Source organism: Acinetobacter lwoffii (assembly GCF_024129115.1).
GTDB lineage: Bacteria > Pseudomonadota > Gammaproteobacteria > Pseudomonadales > Moraxellaceae > Acinetobacter > Acinetobacter lwoffii_T.
In genome coordinates this window covers 24,504-41,842 of record NZ_JAMXXO010000006.1, presented here as the reverse complement: position 1 = coordinate 41,842, position 17,339 = coordinate 24,504, and the positions used below count along the sequence as shown (strand labels likewise).

14 protein-coding genes and 1 tRNA gene are annotated in these 17,339 nt (G+C 42.3%); 9 read left to right on the top strand and 6 right to left on the bottom strand.

The features are described 5' to 3' along the window. The first annotated feature begins 31 nt into the window (after nucleotides 1-31). Nucleotides 32-937, top strand: coding sequence for a KPN_02809 family neutral zinc metallopeptidase (gene ypfJ, locus NI470_RS06975; protein ID WP_004279421.1), 906 nt, complete (start codon nucleotides 32-34; stop codon nucleotides 935-937). Between the two features lie 37 nt (nucleotides 938-974). Here ypfJ and NI470_RS06970 read toward each other — a convergent pair whose 3' ends face one another. Then, nucleotides 975-1,529 (bottom strand): hypothetical protein, encoded by a 555-nt coding sequence (locus NI470_RS06970; protein ID WP_071850583.1) that lies wholly within the window; start codon nucleotides 1,527-1,529, stop codon nucleotides 975-977. 216 nt (nucleotides 1,530-1,745) lie between these two features. Here NI470_RS06970 and NI470_RS06965 point away from each other — a divergent pair, with 216 nt between their 5' ends. Next, nucleotides 1,746-3,245, top strand: a complete 1,500-nt coding sequence (locus NI470_RS06965; protein ID WP_071850584.1) for a cation:proton antiporter — start codon at nucleotides 1,746-1,748, stop codon at nucleotides 3,243-3,245. A gap of 157 nt (nucleotides 3,246-3,402) precedes the next feature. Continuing rightward, nucleotides 3,403-3,750: an MGMT family protein gene (locus tag NI470_RS06960; protein WP_253148029.1), complete on the top strand. Its 348-nt coding sequence runs from the start codon at nucleotides 3,403-3,405 to the stop codon at nucleotides 3,748-3,750. A gap of 42 nt (nucleotides 3,751-3,792) precedes the next feature. On the opposite strand, the gene NI470_RS06955 is transcribed toward NI470_RS06960, so the two are convergent. Both NI470_RS06955 and NI470_RS06950 read right to left on the bottom strand, forming a co-directional pair. Then, on the bottom strand, nucleotides 3,793-4,233 hold the full coding sequence (locus NI470_RS06955) for a universal stress protein (RefSeq protein ID WP_004279425.1): 441 nt from the start codon (nucleotides 4,231-4,233) through the stop codon (nucleotides 3,793-3,795). A gap of 240 nt (nucleotides 4,234-4,473) precedes the next feature. Further along, nucleotides 4,474-4,878 (bottom strand): hypothetical protein, encoded by a 405-nt coding sequence (locus NI470_RS06950; RefSeq protein WP_005104646.1) that lies wholly within the window; start codon nucleotides 4,876-4,878, stop codon nucleotides 4,474-4,476. A 175-nt stretch (nucleotides 4,879-5,053) separates the two neighbouring features. Here NI470_RS06950 and NI470_RS06945 point away from each other — a divergent pair. Further along, nucleotides 5,054-5,130 (top strand) — tRNA-Met (locus NI470_RS06945). Nucleotides 5,131-5,350: 220 nt separating this feature from the next. On the opposite strand, the gene NI470_RS06940 is transcribed toward NI470_RS06945, so the two are convergent. From NI470_RS06940 to gltA, 3 genes are all read right to left on the bottom strand, one after another. Then, nucleotides 5,351-6,976 carry an NAD+ synthase gene (locus NI470_RS06940; protein ID WP_253148028.1) on the bottom strand — a complete coding sequence of 542 codons (1,626 nt, stop codon included), beginning with the start codon at nucleotides 6,974-6,976 and terminating at the stop codon, nucleotides 5,351-5,353. Between the two features lie 372 nt (nucleotides 6,977-7,348). Then, complete coding sequence (locus NI470_RS06935) at nucleotides 7,349-7,852, bottom strand: hypothetical protein (protein ID WP_253148027.1); 504 nt, start codon at nucleotides 7,850-7,852, stop codon at nucleotides 7,349-7,351. 156 nt (nucleotides 7,853-8,008) lie between these two features. Continuing rightward, nucleotides 8,009-9,283 carry a citrate synthase gene (gltA, locus tag NI470_RS06930; protein WP_004279429.1) on the bottom strand — a complete coding sequence of 425 codons (1,275 nt, stop codon included), beginning with the start codon at nucleotides 9,281-9,283 and terminating at the stop codon, nucleotides 8,009-8,011. 1,005 nt (nucleotides 9,284-10,288) lie between these two features. Here gltA and sdhC point away from each other — a divergent pair. The 5 genes from sdhC (at nucleotide 10,289) to NI470_RS06905 (ending at nucleotide 17,331) form a co-directional block, all read left to right on the top strand. Beyond that, entirely contained in the window at nucleotides 10,289-10,687 is a 399-nt protein-coding gene (sdhC, locus tag NI470_RS06925) for a succinate dehydrogenase, cytochrome b556 subunit (RefSeq protein ID WP_004279430.1), read from the top strand. Continuing rightward, nucleotides 10,687-11,052, top strand: a complete 366-nt coding sequence (sdhD, locus tag NI470_RS06920) for a succinate dehydrogenase, hydrophobic membrane anchor protein (RefSeq protein WP_004279431.1) — start codon at nucleotides 10,687-10,689, stop codon at nucleotides 11,050-11,052. The genes sdhC and sdhD overlap by 1 nt, the downstream gene beginning before the upstream one ends. A gap of 12 nt (nucleotides 11,053-11,064) precedes the next feature. Beyond that, the gene (locus NI470_RS06915; protein ID WP_004279432.1) at nucleotides 11,065-12,963 is read left to right on the top strand and encodes an FAD-binding protein; all 1,899 of its coding nucleotides are present in this window, start codon (nucleotides 11,065-11,067) and stop codon (nucleotides 12,961-12,963) included. Nucleotides 12,964-12,977: 14 nt separating this feature from the next. After that, nucleotides 12,978-13,688: a succinate dehydrogenase iron-sulfur subunit gene (locus NI470_RS06910; protein ID WP_004279433.1), complete on the top strand. Its 711-nt coding sequence runs from the start codon at nucleotides 12,978-12,980 to the stop codon at nucleotides 13,686-13,688. An 820-nt stretch (nucleotides 13,689-14,508) separates the two neighbouring features. Next, the gene (locus tag NI470_RS06905) at nucleotides 14,509-17,331 is read left to right on the top strand and encodes a 2-oxoglutarate dehydrogenase E1 component (RefSeq protein WP_004279434.1); all 2,823 of its coding nucleotides are present in this window, start codon (nucleotides 14,509-14,511) and stop codon (nucleotides 17,329-17,331) included. The last annotated feature ends 8 nt before the right edge of the window (nucleotides 17,332-17,339 follow it).

The window sequence follows — 17,339 nt, the reverse complement described above, 5'->3', positions numbered from 1 at the left end:
ATATTAAGCAGATTAAGAAAAGGAAAAGACTATGCGTTGGAAAGGTCGTCGTGTCAGTAGCAATGTAGAAGACCGTCGTGGTGGTGGTGCCAAAGCTGGCGGAATCAGTATTGTTGGATTGATTGTGGCCTTTGTGGCCTGGAAGTTTTTCGGTGTCGATCCACAACAGGCTTATCAAACCACCAAGCAGGTCACTCAGGGGGTATCGGGTGCGGCAGAAACACGTGGCCTAGAAAATCCCACGCCAGAACAGCAGGAGTCGATTGATTTTGTTGGAACTGTATTGGCAGATACTGAAGATACCTGGAATCAGGTGTTTCAGCAGCAGTTAAATCAGCAGTATGTTCCACCGAAACTGGTGTTGTTTAACGGCATCGTGAATTCTGGTTGTGGTACTGCTCAGGCGGCGATGGGGCCTTTCTACTGCCCGACAGACCAGAAAGTGTATATCGATACTGCATTCTTTAAAGATATGCGTACCCAAATGGGCATTACCGGAGAACAGAATGCCACCGAACTTTCCCGTAATGATCAGGCGGGGGATTTTGCGCTGGCCTATGTCGTGGCCCATGAAGTGGGGCATCATATCCAGACGATTTTAGGTATTTCTTCTCAAGTACAGCAAGCACGTCAGCAAGCAAGCGAAGTGCAAAGTAATCAGCTTTCAGTGCGTCAGGAATTGCAGGCAGACTGTCTGGCCGGCGTTTGGGCTTACCATAATCATGAACGTACCCAATTTCTGGAACAGGGTGATGTGCAGGAAGCGATGGATGCCGCCCATAAAATTGGCGATGATTATTTACAGAAACGTGCTCGCGGGCAGGTGGTGCCGGACAGCTTTACCCATGGCAGCAGCGCGCAGCGGGTACAATGGTTTAACACCGGCTTGAAATCCGGTCAAGTTGCGAATTGTGATACCTTTAATCAAAATATTTAAATGACTTCGATAAAAAAAGGAGCAGATGCTCCTTTTTTTATTTATGCAGAAAACGCCGGAAGTTTCTTAATATCTTGATACTGACAAATAATGCAGCCAAAGCAAACAGTGCAATTGCAAAGACTGTATATTTGAGGTTGCTCATGTCATTTTGATAAAACTGCTGAATTTCTTGTTTGTTATATTCTAAAGCAGTTGCTTTGCCGGTTCGGCTATCTCTGAACTGGATTTTTTCAATATAGAACAGATTTCCCGCTTTGATTAAGTCAACAGTCTGGATTTGACGGGTATGCGATTGATTGTCTTCATCGCTACATAAAGCGCTGTAATGTTCACAGTTGATTTTGGCCACATAACCATTTCCTGCAATCAGAATAAAAATTGCATTGTCTGGTCGCTGGTTATTGGACACCAATACATACTGTTCGCCGGCTGTACTTTTTAAGGGAATGCTGGTGGCTTGCTGATAATGCTGTTCTGCTTGCAGAATTTCCTGAATTTTAGCAAAGCAGGTAAAACATAAGGACAACGTGATCAGAAAAATCACGCTGGCAAAACAGAGACGAAAAATGGTTTTGACAGTTTGATGCATGGGAGAAAAATTCAAAATAGAATGATGGGAAAGCAAAAGCCGAGTGCTGATCTGTATGTTAAATCATCATTCGAAAATACTGAAAAGAAACTTAACTCAATTCGATAAAAAAGCGGACTAAACTTGTTTTGCCAGAATACCTTGCTATTTAAATCTCTATTTTAACAACACCTCTCGGCGCATAGTGCTCCATATCGCCCGATTTTAGGAAACCGAATGGGAAATTTCTTTTTTCTTCAGCTACTCACGGTGGTCTTTGCTCTGTCTATTGCCACGACCATGTTTAATAAGCGCGTTTTAGGCTTTCCGCAAGCGATCGGTGTCCCTATTGTCTCTGCAATCTTTGTTTTCATTTTGCAGTGGGGCGCCAGTTTACTGCATGGTAATCCATTCTTTAGCATCAATATTGACAATATCGAGCAGGCTGTTCGTCACGTCGATTTCTATGATTTTCTGATCAATGGTGTGATCTGTTTTATCCTGACTTCATCTGCGCTGAAGTTTAAGGTCTCAGATTTGCGTAACCACTGGCGGCCGATCAGTATTTTGGCTGGTCTGGCTTTGGTGTTCTGTGCAGTGTTCTTTGGTGTGGTGTTGTATGGTTATCAGTTCCTGATTGGTAAACATGTTGACCTTCTGGTTTTGCTCTTGCTAGGGGCGGCTTTGGGCGCCACAGATCCGATCGGCATCAAAGGCGTATTGAGTTCGGTTCGCGCACCGCATCATTTGATTGTCAAGCTTGAAGGCGAATCACTGTTTAATGATGCAATGTGTATTGCCTTATTTATGACCTTGCTCAATGTTCTGCAAGGTGAAAACTTTACGGTACTGGCAGTGCTGCAAACCTTGCTTTATGAAATTGTCGTGGCGGTGCTGATTGGTCTCGGATTCGGTTTTGCGATCTTGCGGATTTTGCGCGGTAAGCATGAAATGGAATCTCTGATTTTGACCACGGCCTTGCTGGCTTGTGGTTCCTATCTGGTGGCTTTGCTGGCACATGCTTCCGCGCCAATTGCCTGTGTGATTGGTGGTTTGATTGTTGGCAATAAATGGAAAGAAATCCTGGCAGATGCTGAAATTGGTGACGTTAATCATTTCTGGCATACGGTTGAGGGAATTATCAATTCATTCCTGTTTACCCTGATTGGTCTAGAATTGTTTATTCTGGACTTGAGTACCAGTCTGGTTCTGGGCGGAATGGTGGCTTTTGTGATTCTACATCTGGCCCGTTTTGCAGCCAACTATCTGGCCTTTGCCATGTTCCCAAAAGTCAGCAAGAAAAGCTATAACGGCAGTTTGACCATCCTGTCTTGGGGCGGAGTACGGGGCGGGATTTCTTTGGCCTTAATTCTGGCGGTCGCCAATGTTCCTCAGCTGGAAGCCTATAGCAGTATTCTGGTGGGCTATACCTTTATTGTAGTGCTATTGTCCGGTGTGGTATGTGGCTTGGGCCTGCCTGCGGTGATGAATGCGTTTTATTATAATCCCAATGAAGAGACGCAGGGCTTTAAAGGCTGGTATCAACGCATGTGTCATAAAATGAATCGTAAGGGTTTTCGCTATATTGTTGGAGAAGATGCCAAAGGAAATGAGACTATTACTATCTTTCAGCCAGAGATTCTGATTGATCAGAAAGATGCAGATGGTGTCGCCACGGTGCATCATCCAGATAAGGTTCAGGAAGTAAAACGCTTAGAAAATCCGGATAATTTCTAAAGATAAAACTTAAAAGATCAAGATGCTGCTGGACTGGTTTTTATAGTGAGATAAGAGAGCTTGAATCAACGTCTTTTAATCAGGCTTGATTATTCCCATCTAGCTTTTCATGGATAGGTTGAGGTGTGATCTTTTACTTAGATGAGCTATTAATGAGATGAAAATCAGCAAGACAAGTTCCGCCAGTCAGGAAATGGCAGAAATGATTTTGGCTGTGGTCAATCAGATTCCATATGCCAAAGTTGCCACCTACGGACAGATTGCCAGACTGGCAGGTTTGCCCAAACATGCGCGATTAGTCGGTCGGGTGCTAAGTCATCTAAATGCGGACACCGATATTCCCTGGTATCGGGTGATCAATGCTCAAGCGAAAATCAGTGTGAAGCAACTGGACGAACATGGCCAGAATATCCAGCAGCAAAAACTTATGCAGGAAGGAATTTTTCTTAAAGGTGATCGCGTGGATTTAAAATGCTATCAATGGGATGGTCTGGTCGAGATATAAAAAAGTCCCCACTTGGTGAAAAGTGGGGATTTTAAGGCTTATTTAGTTGCGAATCACCATCACTGGAATATCTGCTTGGCCTAAAATGCTTTGCGCTACGCTGCCAAGGAACAGTTTTTTAAAGCCAGTACGGCCATGAGAACCAATCACGATCAGGTCAGAATTTAAATCTTTAGCTGCTTTGACAATCTCGCTATAAATCACCTGACCCTCAAGGAGCTGTGTATCCACTTCAACACCGGCACCAGAGAATTTTGCTTTGGCTTCATCCAGCGTTTTCAGGATGGAAGTGCGGGCACGTTCAATCAGGTCATTGGTTTGTGCCGCAGAGATATATTCCGCAGCGATATAAGGGTCCAGTGCCAGCACTTGAACCACTGTGACTTTACTGTTAAATGCTTTGGCAATTTCTACAGCTTTATCCACTGCAGCATACGATGTTTCTGAACCGTCAACAGGTACTAAAATATGTTCAAAAGGCATTAGAATTCTCCTAAGGGGAATTTAGAGTTATAAAATTATGACGCGTTAAACCGGGTACGAATAGTTGTTTATACTTTGATCATAGCCTGTATTGTATAAAAATAAAACCAAGTAAATACATAGGTATAATGTCTAATAGATTAAAGAATCAAGCACCTGTTTAGAGCTTTTGAACCGAGTTGTTTATTTAGCCTAAGTTAATAATTTATATGTAATTAATGAATTTATTCAAAATGTCAGTTAATCACATCGAATAGAGGTGGGGTCTAATTTTATTTGCGGTGACAGCTGTTCATAGCGATTTAAAATTGTTTGAGTTTCACCTGCATAAATTTTTTGCTGTAGCTGCTGGATTTTATGTTCTGTTACATGTAAACGCGCACAATGTAATGCAATCTGATTTTCCCGGGTTACCGCCAGTCGTTGAGGCTGCTCATATTCCGGATAGCGCTCGATTTTCTGCTGTGCTCTGCTGAGTTGTGCCAAGGACCGTTTTTGCTGCATGCTCATCAGTTGCTGCTGTTTAATCCACTGTGCCACATCACGTCTGACACCATTATAATCTACGAAAATAGGCGAGATGATCTGGCAGGCACTCAGGCTTGAAAGGCTAATGAGTAAAATAAGTATTTTGATTTTATACATTTGGTGAATCCTCGAAGAATTAAAGGGTGCTAGGAATACGTGAATTACATACTAAAAAAAGCTTTTTTGTTTAAAATTTAAAAGTTTATTCTGTATTTGCATAAAGACTGAACATTTGTGTTTTAAAATGCTTGACGATAGAGGCTGAAATTACGATAATGCGCACACAGTTTACGGCTATGTAGCTCAGTTGGTTAGAGCACCGCACTCATAATGCGGGGGTCACAAGTTCAAGTCTCGTCATAGCCACCATTTTAAAAGACCAAGCTCTCAGCTTGGTCTCTTTTTTTGTCTTTTAAAAAGTACTGAAAACCATAAAAAATATTTGAAGCATCCACTAATTTTTGCAGTTTCCGCAAAACATCATTTTTCCTTCTTAATGTTGGGGCTATTCTTCATTTTACTGCCGCATAAAAAAAATCGCCCAAGCATTCACTTGGACGATTCTGATTTATATCGTTGAGAGCAGAATTTAGCTACCTGCTTTCCAGCCATTCACGATTGGATAACGACGCTCACGGCCATAAGAACGTGAACTGATACGTGGCCCAATGGCACCTTGGCGGCGCTTGTACTCATTGATATCAACCAGACGAATCACTTTCTTCACGACTTCAGCATCAAAGCCTTTGGCAATGATATCGTCTTGGCTCATGTCTTCTTCAATATACGAATACAAGATCGCATCTAGAATGTCATAGGCAGGTAAAGAGTCTTGATCGACCTGATCCGGACGCAGTTCTGCTGAAGGTGGACGGGTAATCACACGTTCTGGAATCACTGGAGTTTCAGAAATACTGTTACGATATTTCGCCAGTTCAAACACAATGGTTTTATACACATCTTTCAGCACCGCATAACCACCGACCATATCGCCATACAGGGTGCAATAACCGACAGCTAGTTCAGATTTATTACCGGTTGCCAACACCAGATTACCGAATTTATTAGATAGGGCCATCAATAAGGTGCCACGTGAACGTGCTTGCAGGTTTTCCTCGGTGGCATCGACTGGAACATTACCAAAGAATGGGAACAGCACCTGCATAAAGCCGCTTACCACTGGATTGATTTCGGCAATACCGAAAGTCACGCCCATATTTTTGGCCTGAGCCGCTGCATCTTCGACACTGATTTGTGCGGTGTAAGTATAAGGCATCATCACAGCCTGAACTTTGTCTGCACCAAGCGCATCTACAGCAATCGCCAGAGTCAGGGCAGAGTCAATGCCGCCAGACAGCCCCAGAATCACACCTGGGAAGCCAGAGCGCTGTACATAATCACGTGTGGCCATGACCAGACTTTGATAAATCTCAGCCATGGTGTCTAAAGCAGGTGCAATTGCGCCTTTGCTGAATTGCAGCTGTTCAGCATTAAATTCTGCAATTGCCAGATTTTCCTGGAAAGTTGGTGCCTGTAAAGCCACCTCACCAGATTTGTTGAGCACAAAGCTGGTGCCGTCAAAGATCAGGTCATCCTGACCACCGACCTGGTTGCAGTACACCAGATTGATATTCAGCTGTTTGACCAAGGCCACCATGGTTTCAATGCGATGTTGTGGTTTACCCACTTCATATGGCGATGCATTCAGTACCAAAGCTGTGTCGATATTTAATTTTGCCAGTTGCTGAACAGTGGCCAAAGACCAGACATCTTCACAGATCAGTACGCCAAATTTATGTCCAAGATACTCAAATACCAGATGCTGATGACCTTCGCCAAAATAACGCTTTTCATCAAATACACCATAGTTTGGCAACACCTGCTTGTTATAAACACCCAGTACTTCGCCATCTTTCATGACAGCAGCCGAGTTATAGCGTTGACCATCTTCAGTTTGATTAACAAAACCAAAGACCATGACAATATCTTTTACTTCAGTCAGTTTTTCAAAAGCCGCTTTGGTGCGTTTCACCAAGCTTGGGCGAATTAATAAGTCTTCTGCAGGATAGCCCAGCGTTGAAAGTTCAGGAAAGATAATCAGATCCGCTTTATCTTTTTTAGCCTGATTGGCCAGATCAATCATTTTTTGCGTATTTGCATCCAGATTGCCCACATGTGGAGAGAATTGAGCAATCGCAATTTTAAAACTTTTCATTCCAAGTAAATCCTATTCCTATAGGTTGATACACTAAATTACTGATTTTTATAATTCTAATTATTCAGTTGAGTGCACTTCGATATTCATAAAATGCCAAATGGCTTAAATAAAAAAACTTTTTATCGTATGATCATTGAATCTTAATGTGCGATGCAAAATAATCATACCGGCTTATTTTATCGAAATTTTATCGATAAGCTAGAGCTGATTTAGCAGAACAGGCATTGAGTGAAAAAGTTATTATATAAAATTAGAAAATATGCTGATTTTTTATGCATCTAGGCGTATATAGATTTAAAGGCTAAAGTCGAAATTTCGGCTTTTAAAATATGCCTTATCTATATTTTTTGGAATTAAACTGATTAAATATCATCTGTTTATTTGTGGATTTAAAATAATATTTGGAATTTTTTTTAGAAAAATATCCCGGGCAATATCGCCTTGTTGTTCAATATTGTAGGTTGAAAATGATTTGTTGGGATTAAATTGATATTTGTACGGATTATATTTTCCCAAGCTGAGAAAATAAGCACTTTGTAAAAATGCCCCTTTTAAAAGCACATTGATCTGACATTGGTGTTGATAAATATGCGCCATCTCATGAATAAATAGTGCCTGATAAGATAAACTCTCGCGCGAATAATCTTCCCGATAATTTAAATTGCGTACATGTATGTAGCCACTCGGCGCCATAATGACATGTTTGGATTGCCAAGGTAGGTAAGGGTGATTCATGATTTTAACGCGGGAATAATCGATCAGGTTGCCAAATACCTGTTGGGAAATTTTGATTTCACCAGGCGTTAAACTGCGGCACTTAAACTGTTCAAAATGAACCAATCTCAAAATAAAGAGCAGAAAATACAACAGCATTCAATATATATCCTGTTTTTAGGTGACTTAATCCGTGAATATGATTTTGATATATTCATTTTAAAACGTTTCAGGTCAATTTTTTGTAGGCTTTTGTCAGCACTAAAAAAACCACCCAAGAGGGTGGTTTTTTTAAGTCTTTCGACGCGGTTCGAATTAACGAACGATATCGCGTTGAACTTCGCCAGTGTAAAGTTGACGAGGACGACCGATCTTGTAAGGACCGCTGTGCATTTCTAACCAGTGGCTGATCCAGCCAACAGTACGTGCAAGCGCGAAGATCACAGTAAACATTTCAGTCGGGATACCAATCGCTTTAAGGATGATACCTGAGTAGAAGTCTACGTTCGGGTAAAGGTTACGCTTGATGAAGTATTCGTCAGAAAGCGCGATACGTTCAAGTTCCATAGCCAATGCAAGCTGTGGATCATTGATGCCAAGTGCACCAAGAACTTCGTCACAAGTTTCTTTCATTACTTTCGCGCGTGGATCGAAGTTTTTGTAAACTCGGTGACCAAAGCCCATCAGTTTAACTTCTTTAGTCTTCACTTTTTCCATGAAGCCAGCAACGTTTTCTACAGTGCCGATTTCGTCAAGCATCTTAAGAACAGCTTCGTTCGCGCCGCCATGAGCAGGACCCCAAAGTGCAGAGATACCCGCAGCAATACATGCATATGGATTCGCACCAGTAGAACCAGCTAAACGTACGGTAGACGTAGACGCATTTTGTTCGTGGTCAGCATGAAGCGTGAAGATACGGTCCATTGCTTTTGCAAGGATTGGATCAACTTTGTAATCACGATCTGCAGGAGTAGCAAACATCATGTGCAGGAAGTTTTCTGCATAACCAAGGTCATTACGTGGGTAAACGAATGGTTGACCAATGGTGTACTTGTAGCTCCAAGCCGCCAGCGTAGGAATCTTCGCGATTAAACGAATCGCAGTGATTTCACGGTGGTTCACATCTTCGATGTCAAGGTTGTTGTGATAGAACGCAGACAACGCACCAACCACACCTACCATGATCGCCATAGGATGCGCATCACGACGGAAACCATTGTAGAAACGGCTAACTTGATCGTGAACCATCGTATGGTTACGTACTTTAGCGTCAAATTCTTCTTTTTGCTCAGCAGTTGGAAGTTCGCCATTTAACAATAAATAGCAAGTTTCCAGGTAATCAGCTTTAGTCGCCAATTGATCGATTGGGTAGCCACGGTGTAAAAGTACACCTTTGTTACCATCGATGAACGTGATTTTAGACTCGCACGCAGCTGTCGCCATAAAACCAGGATCAAAAGTAAAGTGACCTGCAGCCAACACATCTTTAACGTCGATTACATCTGGGCCCAATGTGCCGCTGTAAATTGGTAGTTCAATTTCTTTGCCATCAAGCTGTAAAACGGCTTTCTTGCCAGTTGCTTCAGACATTCAATAGATCTCCTGTCCTGGTGAATGTATATCCGCTTTGTCTATCAATCTTTTAATGCACAAAACGGACGGATCAAAAATTTGCTATAAGATTAGTGAGTACTGAAATTTTGTCAATTATACTTATGGATGAAAAATGACGGCCGCACAGCAGTTTAGTCACATTCGCTCAGTATAAAAAGTTCAGTAAAATCACAGCATCAAACCTCTATAATAAGTCAAATTGATGCAGAGGTGCAGAAAAAAATAGACTGCTTGGGGCATTTGTAAGCGTTTTTTCCTAGCAAGAAATGCGGGCGAAAATAGTGAAAGATTAAGGTGAGCATGCTTAAAACTATATAAATCTCATAACTTACATCGTTTTTGCCAAGCTGAATTTAACAGGTAGAATTATAAATAAAAGCAATTAATTGAATTTTGAATATGGTTCAATTGATTAAAAATTAGCTTAATAAATGGCCAGTTTTGCAGCAAAGGTAAGCAGTATAAAAATAAATGAATGATTTTTTGAATCTAAATGCTTCAAATCGATTGAAAAACCCATCGTGTGGTGTACTAAGTCGCTATTTAACATCAGGTTATCTGAATCACTGCGCTGCTGATGAATTGGGGCAATTGGTCTGTTAAATCTAGACACTTGATTTAAATCTGAATTAAAAAGAGATTTAAATAATATTTGTGATGGAACTGTGCATCTTTAGTCTAAAACTCAAACATGATCCTGTAGGCTGAAAACCGAGTAAATTAATCATCTTAATTATTTAAAAACAATCATATAGATAGGAATTGAAAGGGTGGAATAATATATAAAGTCTGACTTATTGTTGTTAATGATTCTTATTTAATGTTTTTTTATCCAAAAAGCCAAATTCAGCCGTTTGTATTTTAATAGTTCACGTTTTATAATTCAGTGTCGTTTTGATTTTAGGCATGTATTTGCCTGAGAATGCCAGCTTTCCTTCGAATTAATTCCAACAAACTCCGGATGGAGTTTTTACTTACAGGATGCCCGCTGTGAAAAGCAACAGACCTGTCAATTTGTCCATGGGTCAAGTTTTAGAAGTAAACTTAAAATCACCCGTGGCTATTGCATCAATTCTACACCGTCTTTCAGGTGTTATCGTATTCTTACTCGTACCGGTCCTTCTATGGATTTTAGACAAGTCATTGTCTTCGCCTGAAGGTTTTGCGCAAGTTCAAGAAATCTTTAACGGTTTCATTGTTCGCTTTATTGTATGGGTATTTGTCGCCGGCATGATTTTTCACTTTATTGCGGGTGTTAAGCATTTACTTGCTGACATTGGCGTTGCTGAAGAACTAGAAAGTGGCCGTGTTGCATCTACTATCGCATTAATCTTGTCTGCAATCGGTATTGTTGCAGCATTTGTATGGATCGTACTCTAATGAAAAGCGCTACTGGTTTAACAGGTTCAGGTTCTCGCGATTGGTTTCTCCAACGTGTCAGTGCTGTAGTTCTAGCTGTTTATACCGTTGTTGTACTGGGTTGGATTCTACTGAATGGTGGTTTCAACTTTGAACAGTGGTACGGCTTTATGATGACAGTTCCAATGAAGATTATGTCTTTATTGGCGGTCTTATCTCTTGTTGCACACGCATGGATCGGCATGTGGCAGGTATTCACGGATTATGTGACTACTCGTCAAATGGGTCCTTCAGCTTCAGGTTTACGCCTTGTACTGACTTCAGCAGTGATCATTGCTGTACTTGCATATGCAATCTGGGCGATCCAGATTTTTTGGGCGAATTGATAGGAAACAATCATGGGCGCTATAAACCCTAAAGAAGATTACACAAATATTCCGCACGAAACTTTCGATGCTGTCATCGTTGGTGGTGGTGGTTCAGGTATGCGTGCGTCTTACCAACTTGCTCAAGCTGGTTTGAAAGTTGCGGTTCTGACTAAAGTATTCCCAACTCGTTCGCACACTGTTGCAGCGCAGGGTGGTATTGGTGCATCTCTTGGTAACATGCAAGAAGATAACTGGCACTACCACTTCTACGACACTGTAAAAGGTTCGGACTGGTTAGGTGACCAAGATGCAATCGAGTTCATGACTCGTGAAGCGCCTCAAGTGGTTTATGAACTTGAACACCTGGGTATGCCATTCGACCGTAATGCTGATGGTACAATTTACCAACGTCCATTCGGTGGTCACTCAGCAAACTACGGTGAAAAAGCTGTGCCACGTGCATGTGCTGCTGCCGACCGTACCGGTCACGCACTTCTTCACACACTTTATCAAAGCAACGTGAAAATGGGCACTCAGTTCTTCGTAGAATGGATTGCGCTTGACCTGATCCGTAACGAAAAAGGCGACGTTCTAGGTGTTACAGCAATTGATCAGGAAACTGGTAAAATTGCAGTATTCCAAGCAAAAGCTACATTGTTTGCTACTGGTGGTGCTGGTCGTGTTTACCGTGCATCTACAAACGCTTATATCAACACTGGTGACGGTCTTGGTATGGCTGCTCGTGCAGGTATTCCATTACAAGATATGGAATTCTGGCAATTCCACCCAACGGGTGTTGCGGGCGCAGGCGTATTGTTGACTGAAGGTTGTCGTGGTGAAGGTGCAATCCTTCGTAACAAAGACGGCGAACCGTTCATGGAACGTTATGCACCAACTTTGAAAGACTTGGCGCCACGTGACTTCGTATCACGTTCTATGGATCAAGAGATCAAAGAAGGTCGTGGTTGTGGTCCTAAAGGCGATTACATCCTGCTTGATATGACGCACCTAGGTGCGGATACGATCATGAAACGTCTTCCATCTGTATTCGAGATTGGCAAGAAATTCGCGAACGTTGACATCACTAAAGAGCCAATTCCTGTAGTACCAACAATCCATTACCAAATGGGTGGTATTCCAACGAATATTCATGGTCAGGTGGTTGTTCCTGAGTCTCCTGAAACAGAAGCGCTTGTTGCTAACTACAACAAAGACACCGACGTTTACTCTACCAATGCTGAAGGTCGTGACTTTGCTAAGCCAGTAAAAGGTTTCTATGCAATCGGTGAATGTTCATGTGTATCTGTACACGGTGCAAACCGTCTAGGTACGAACTCATTGCTTGACTTGGTTGTATTTGGTAAGGCTGCTGGTCAACATATCATTGAATATGTTACTAAACAGCACGATGGTGAATATGAGCCGCTTCCAACAACTGTGCTTCAAGAAACTGTTGAACGTATTCGTAAACTTGACGAATCAACTACAGGTGAGAATGCTCAAGACGTTGCTGATGCAATCCGTGACATCGTTCAAGACCACGCTGGTGTATTCCGTACATCTGCGCTTCTAGACGAAGGTGTGAAGCAGATTCTTGCAATTGAACCGCGCGTACGCAACATTCACTTGAAAGACAAATCTAAAGTATTTAACACTGCACGTATTGAAGCACTTGAAGTTGAAAACTTGTATGAAGTTGCGAAAGCAACGCTTATTTCAGCTGCTGCTCGTAAAGAATGCCGTGGTGCACATACGGTTGTAGACTTTGAGGAGTCTCCAGACCATGCTGAATACCCATATGGTCGTCGTGATGATGAGTGGATGAAGCACACTTTATGGTTCTCTGCGGACAACCGTTTAGAGTACAAGCCAGTTCGTTACCGTCCATTGTCGGTTGACGCGATTCCACCTAAACCACGTACATTCTAATCAGGAGAATTCAGATGAGTAGAGGTACTCGTACATTTCATATCTACCGCTACGATCCTGACAAGGATAAAGCACCGTACATGCAAACTTTCAAACTTGAACTGACTGATAAGCACCGTATGTTGCTTGATGCACTTCTTGCATTGAAAGTACAGGACGAAACTTTAACGTTCCGTCGTTCATGTCGTGAAGGTATTTGTGGTTCTGATGGCGTGAACATCAATGGTAAAAATGGTTTGGCGTGTCTTTGGAACCTGAACGATTTACCAAATGAAATTACTGTTCGTCCATTGCCTGGTCTTCCTGTAGTGAAAGATCTGGTGGTTGATATGAACCAGTTCTATGATCAGTACAACAAGATCCATCCATTCTTGATCAACAACCAGCCTGCGCCTCCTAAGGAACGTTTACAGTCTCCTGAAGAGCGTGAGCATCTTGATGGTCTATATGAATGTATTCTATGTGCATGCTGTTCAACTTCATGCCCGTCATTCTGGTGGAACCCGGACAAGTTCTTGGGTCCTTCAGCATTGTTGAATGCTTACCGCTTCATCATTGACTCGCGTGATACTGGAACACAAGAGCGTTTGGCTCGTCTAGACGACCCATTCTCCTTGTTCCGTTGTAAAGGCATCATGAACTGTGTATCTGTATGTCCTAAAGGCTTGAACCCAACGAAAGCAATCGGTCACATCCGTAATATGCTTTTAGATATGGCAGGCTAATAGGCTGCTCTTGGCAGTTTAGAAAAAAGCACACCTTCAGGTGTGCTTTTTTTATGCAAGCTATTGGAAAAATTAAAAAATCATAAGATAAAAATAAAGATACTATACTTAAAATGTATAAAGTTGAGTGAAATAGTGGGGAAGTGGATATTGGCTTTGAGCGCCATATAAGAAGAACATGTGATTATTTTGGGTATTTATGATTTTTAGATGTAAAACTGACCTGAAAAATAGCAAGAACGATGTTATTATATAACGGAAATTTAGGGAGGGAGTGGATTGAAAGGTTTGCTCTCTTTTTATTTATCGGAAATGCTTAGGACTTAAGTCTACATTGAATCTATTTTTGAGATAAAGCACCATATATTAGAGTAAAATATCAGAACTGTATTTAGCCAATTTATGGAAGGTATGTGTCAAAAAAATCAATTGAAAAGTTGAGATCATGTTAGCATTTAGCCCATGACTATGTTTAAAAATGCCACGTCAGGTACATTTTTTAAACACTGCATAATCAGGGACTGGTATATAAAGGTAGACCCGAGTCGCTTTAGAAAAAATCTTTGTTAATGCTTGCTTTTTTCTAAGTCGATTTGCAAAAAATTGCCCGGTTTCGATCGGGTATTCAATGAGTGATGATGCCGCTGAGGGGCGTTATTGTTCATTAAACATATCAAGATTTTCTTGGTGTGGTGATAACGCCTCATGGCTTATGCCTTATGGGGGACTAGTATCATATTACCAATTTGATACTAATAATCCTGGGTTTTGCTTAAAAAGCATCCTGAAAATGTTTTTGCAATAGGAAATGGGTCCACAAATGCAAGAAGTTGCTGACGCTCTGCGTCTTGACACTGAACTTTCCGCTGATAGTGCAGCGTATATTGAAGAACTTTATGAGCAGTATCTGACTGCTCCAGACTCAGTGGGTGCTGACTGGAGAGCGTACTTCGATAAATTCCCAAAAGGTGATCAACCACACAGTAATGTACGTGAGCAATTCCTACTTTTAGGTCGCAATTCAAGCCGTATTCAGCCTATTGTTCAGTCGACAGTCAGCTCAGAGCATGAACGTCGTCAAATTGGCGTGCTACAGCTGATTGCTGCTTACCGTAACCGTGGCCACCAGAAAGCAAAACTGGATCCATTAGGTTTGGCGAAGCGTGAAGTTGTGCCTGATCTAGATCTTGCTGCGCATGGTTTGACTCAGTCTGACTTAGACACAGTATTCAATACTGGTAACTTGGCGATCGGTAAAGAAGAAGCGACTTTGGCTGAAATGGTTCAGTCAATGGAAGCCACTTACTGTGGTTCAATCGGTGCTGAATACATGCATATCGTGGACACCAAAGAAAAACGTTGGATTCAACAACGTCTAGAAAGTGCACGCGGTCAATATGGCTTCAATGCTGATCAAAAGAAACATGTCCTTGAGCGTTTAACTGCGGCTGAAGGCCTAGAAAAATATCTTGGTAATAAATTCGTTGGTGCCAAACGTTTCGGCGTTGAAGGTGGTGAAGCATTCATCCCGATGGTCAACGAAATTATTCAGCGTGCAGGTTCTGTAGGCTGTAAAGAAGTTGTGATCGGTATGCCTCACCGCGGCCGTTTAAACCTTCTTGTTAACATCATGGGTAAGAACCCGGCTGACCTGTTTGGTGAGTTCGAAGGTAAGTCTATTCACAAGAAAGGTTCTGGTGACGTTAAGTATCACCAAGGCTTCTCTTCAAACGTGATGACTCCAGGTGGCGAAGTTCACTTGGCATTGGCGTTTAACCCGTCACACCTTGAAATCGTTGGCCCTGTGGTTGAAGGTTCAGTACGTGCACGTCAAGTACGTCGTAAAGACATTGGCGGCGATGACGTATTGCCACTAATCGTACACGGTGATGCTGCATTTGCAGGTCAGGGCGTTAACCAGGAAACTTTCCAGATGTCACAAACTCGCGGTTATACCGTGGGTGGTACAGTGCACATTGTAATTAACAACCAGGTTGGTTTCACGACGTCTGATCCACGTGACGCACGTTCTACAGAATACTGTACTGACATCGCAAAAATGATTCAGGCACCGATCTTCCATGTGAATGGTGATGATCCTGAAGCTGTGGTGTTCATTTCACAATTGGCACATGACTTCCGTCATACCTTCCGTAAAGACGTTGTGATTGACATGTTCTGCTACCGTCGTCGTGGTCATAACGAAGCGGATGAGCCAGCTGCAACTCAACCAATGATGTATCAAGTGATTAACAAGAAAGCGACCACGCGTACGCTTTATGCGGACCAACTGGTACAACAGGGTGTTCTTGATCGCGCAAGTGCAGATCAGATGGTTGAAAACTACCGTGCCGACCTGGAAGCGGGTAATCACGTTGCCAATGCACTGGTACTTGAACCAAACAAAAAAATGTTTGTGGACTGGACGCCTTACTTAGGTCATGAGTACACAGACGAGTGGGATACAACTTTCCCAATCGAACGTCTGAAAGAACTTGGCAAGAAAATGCGTGAGCTTCCTGAAGGCTTCGTGATGCAGCGTCAAGTTGCAAAAGTAATTGATGACCGTCTGAAAATGCAAACGGGTGAAATGCCTCTGAACTGGGGTGCTGCTGAAACTCTGGCGTATGCAACTGTACTAGATGATGGTTACTTGCTTCGTTTAACGGGTGAAGACGTAGGTCGTGGTACTTTCTCACACCGTCATGCAAAACTGCATAATCAGGTAGATGGTTCAACTTATCTTCCACTGTGTAACCTGAAAGAAAACCAGCCGCGTACTGCAATCTATGACTCTTTGTTGTCAGAAATGGCTGTATTGGCATTTGAATATGGTTATGCGACGACTCTTCCTAAGAGTTTGATCATCTGGGAAGCACAATTCGGTGACTTCGCAAACTGTGCACAGGTTGTCATTGACCAGTTCATCTCATCTGGTGAAACCAAATGGGAGCGTGTATGTGGCTTAACTATGCTTCTTCCACACGGTTTTGAAGGTCAAGGTCCAGAACATTCATCTGCACGTTTGGAACGTTTCTTGCAGCTATGTGCTGAAGACAACATGCAAGTCATCACACCGACTACGCCTGCGCAGATTTTCCACGCATTACGTCGTCAAGCGATTCGTCCAATCCGTAAGCCATTGATTGTTACTTCGCCGAAATCTTTACTTCGTCACAAGCTTGCTGTATCTAGCCTTGAAGAGCTTGCAAACGGTACATTCCAAACCGTGATTGATGAAGTAGACAACATCAACAAGTCAGATGTAACCCGTCTGGTTCTGTGTGGTGGTAAGGTGTATTACGACCTAGTTGAAAAACGTCGTGAAAAAGAATTGAACAACACTGCAATTGTACGTATTGAACAATTATATCCATACCCAGAAAAACGCCTGGCAGAAGTGCTTGCGCAATATCCAAACGTTAAAGAACTCGTTTGGGCGCAAGAAGAACCGAAGAACCAAGGTGCTTGGTTGTTCATCGCACCGCGTCTGTATGACGATGTGATGAAAGCGGGTAAACAAGTACGTATTAGCTATGCAGGCCGTGAAGCTTCTGCTGCACCGGCATGTGGTTCACCATATTTGCATGCAAAACAACAAGCTCAGCTCATCAACGACGCGCTTGCGATCGACGCTGAATAATCCAGGAG

Coding starts and splice junctions, on each gene's coding strand:
- ypfJ (WP_004279421.1), top strand. CDS start 32: ATGCGTTGGAAAGGTCGTCGTGTCAGTAGCAATGTAGAAGACCGTCGT.
- NI470_RS06970 (WP_071850583.1), bottom strand. CDS start 1,529: ATGCATCAAACTGTCAAAACCATTTTTCGTCTCTGTTTTGCCAGCGTG.
- NI470_RS06965 (WP_071850584.1), top strand. CDS start 1,746: ATGGGAAATTTCTTTTTTCTTCAGCTACTCACGGTGGTCTTTGCTCTG.
- NI470_RS06960 (WP_253148029.1), top strand. CDS start 3,403: ATGAAAATCAGCAAGACAAGTTCCGCCAGTCAGGAAATGGCAGAAATG.
- NI470_RS06955 (WP_004279425.1), bottom strand. CDS start 4,233: ATGCCTTTTGAACATATTTTAGTACCTGTTGACGGTTCAGAAACATCG.
- NI470_RS06950 (WP_005104646.1), bottom strand. CDS start 4,878: ATGTATAAAATCAAAATACTTATTTTACTCATTAGCCTTTCAAGCCTG.
- NI470_RS06940 (WP_253148028.1), bottom strand. CDS start 6,976: ATGAAAAGTTTTAAAATTGCGATTGCTCAATTCTCTCCACATGTGGGC.
- NI470_RS06935 (WP_253148027.1), bottom strand. CDS start 7,852: ATGCTGTTGTATTTTCTGCTCTTTATTTTGAGATTGGTTCATTTTGAA.
- gltA (WP_004279429.1), bottom strand. CDS start 9,283: ATGTCTGAAGCAACTGGCAAGAAAGCCGTTTTACAGCTTGATGGCAAA.
- sdhC (WP_004279430.1), top strand. CDS start 10,289: ATGCCCGCTGTGAAAAGCAACAGACCTGTCAATTTGTCCATGGGTCAA.
- sdhD (WP_004279431.1), top strand. CDS start 10,687: ATGAAAAGCGCTACTGGTTTAACAGGTTCAGGTTCTCGCGATTGGTTT.
- NI470_RS06915 (WP_004279432.1), top strand. CDS start 11,065: ATGGGCGCTATAAACCCTAAAGAAGATTACACAAATATTCCGCACGAA.
- NI470_RS06910 (WP_004279433.1), top strand. CDS start 12,978: ATGAGTAGAGGTACTCGTACATTTCATATCTACCGCTACGATCCTGAC.
- NI470_RS06905 (WP_004279434.1), top strand. CDS start 14,509: ATGCAAGAAGTTGCTGACGCTCTGCGTCTTGACACTGAACTTTCCGCT.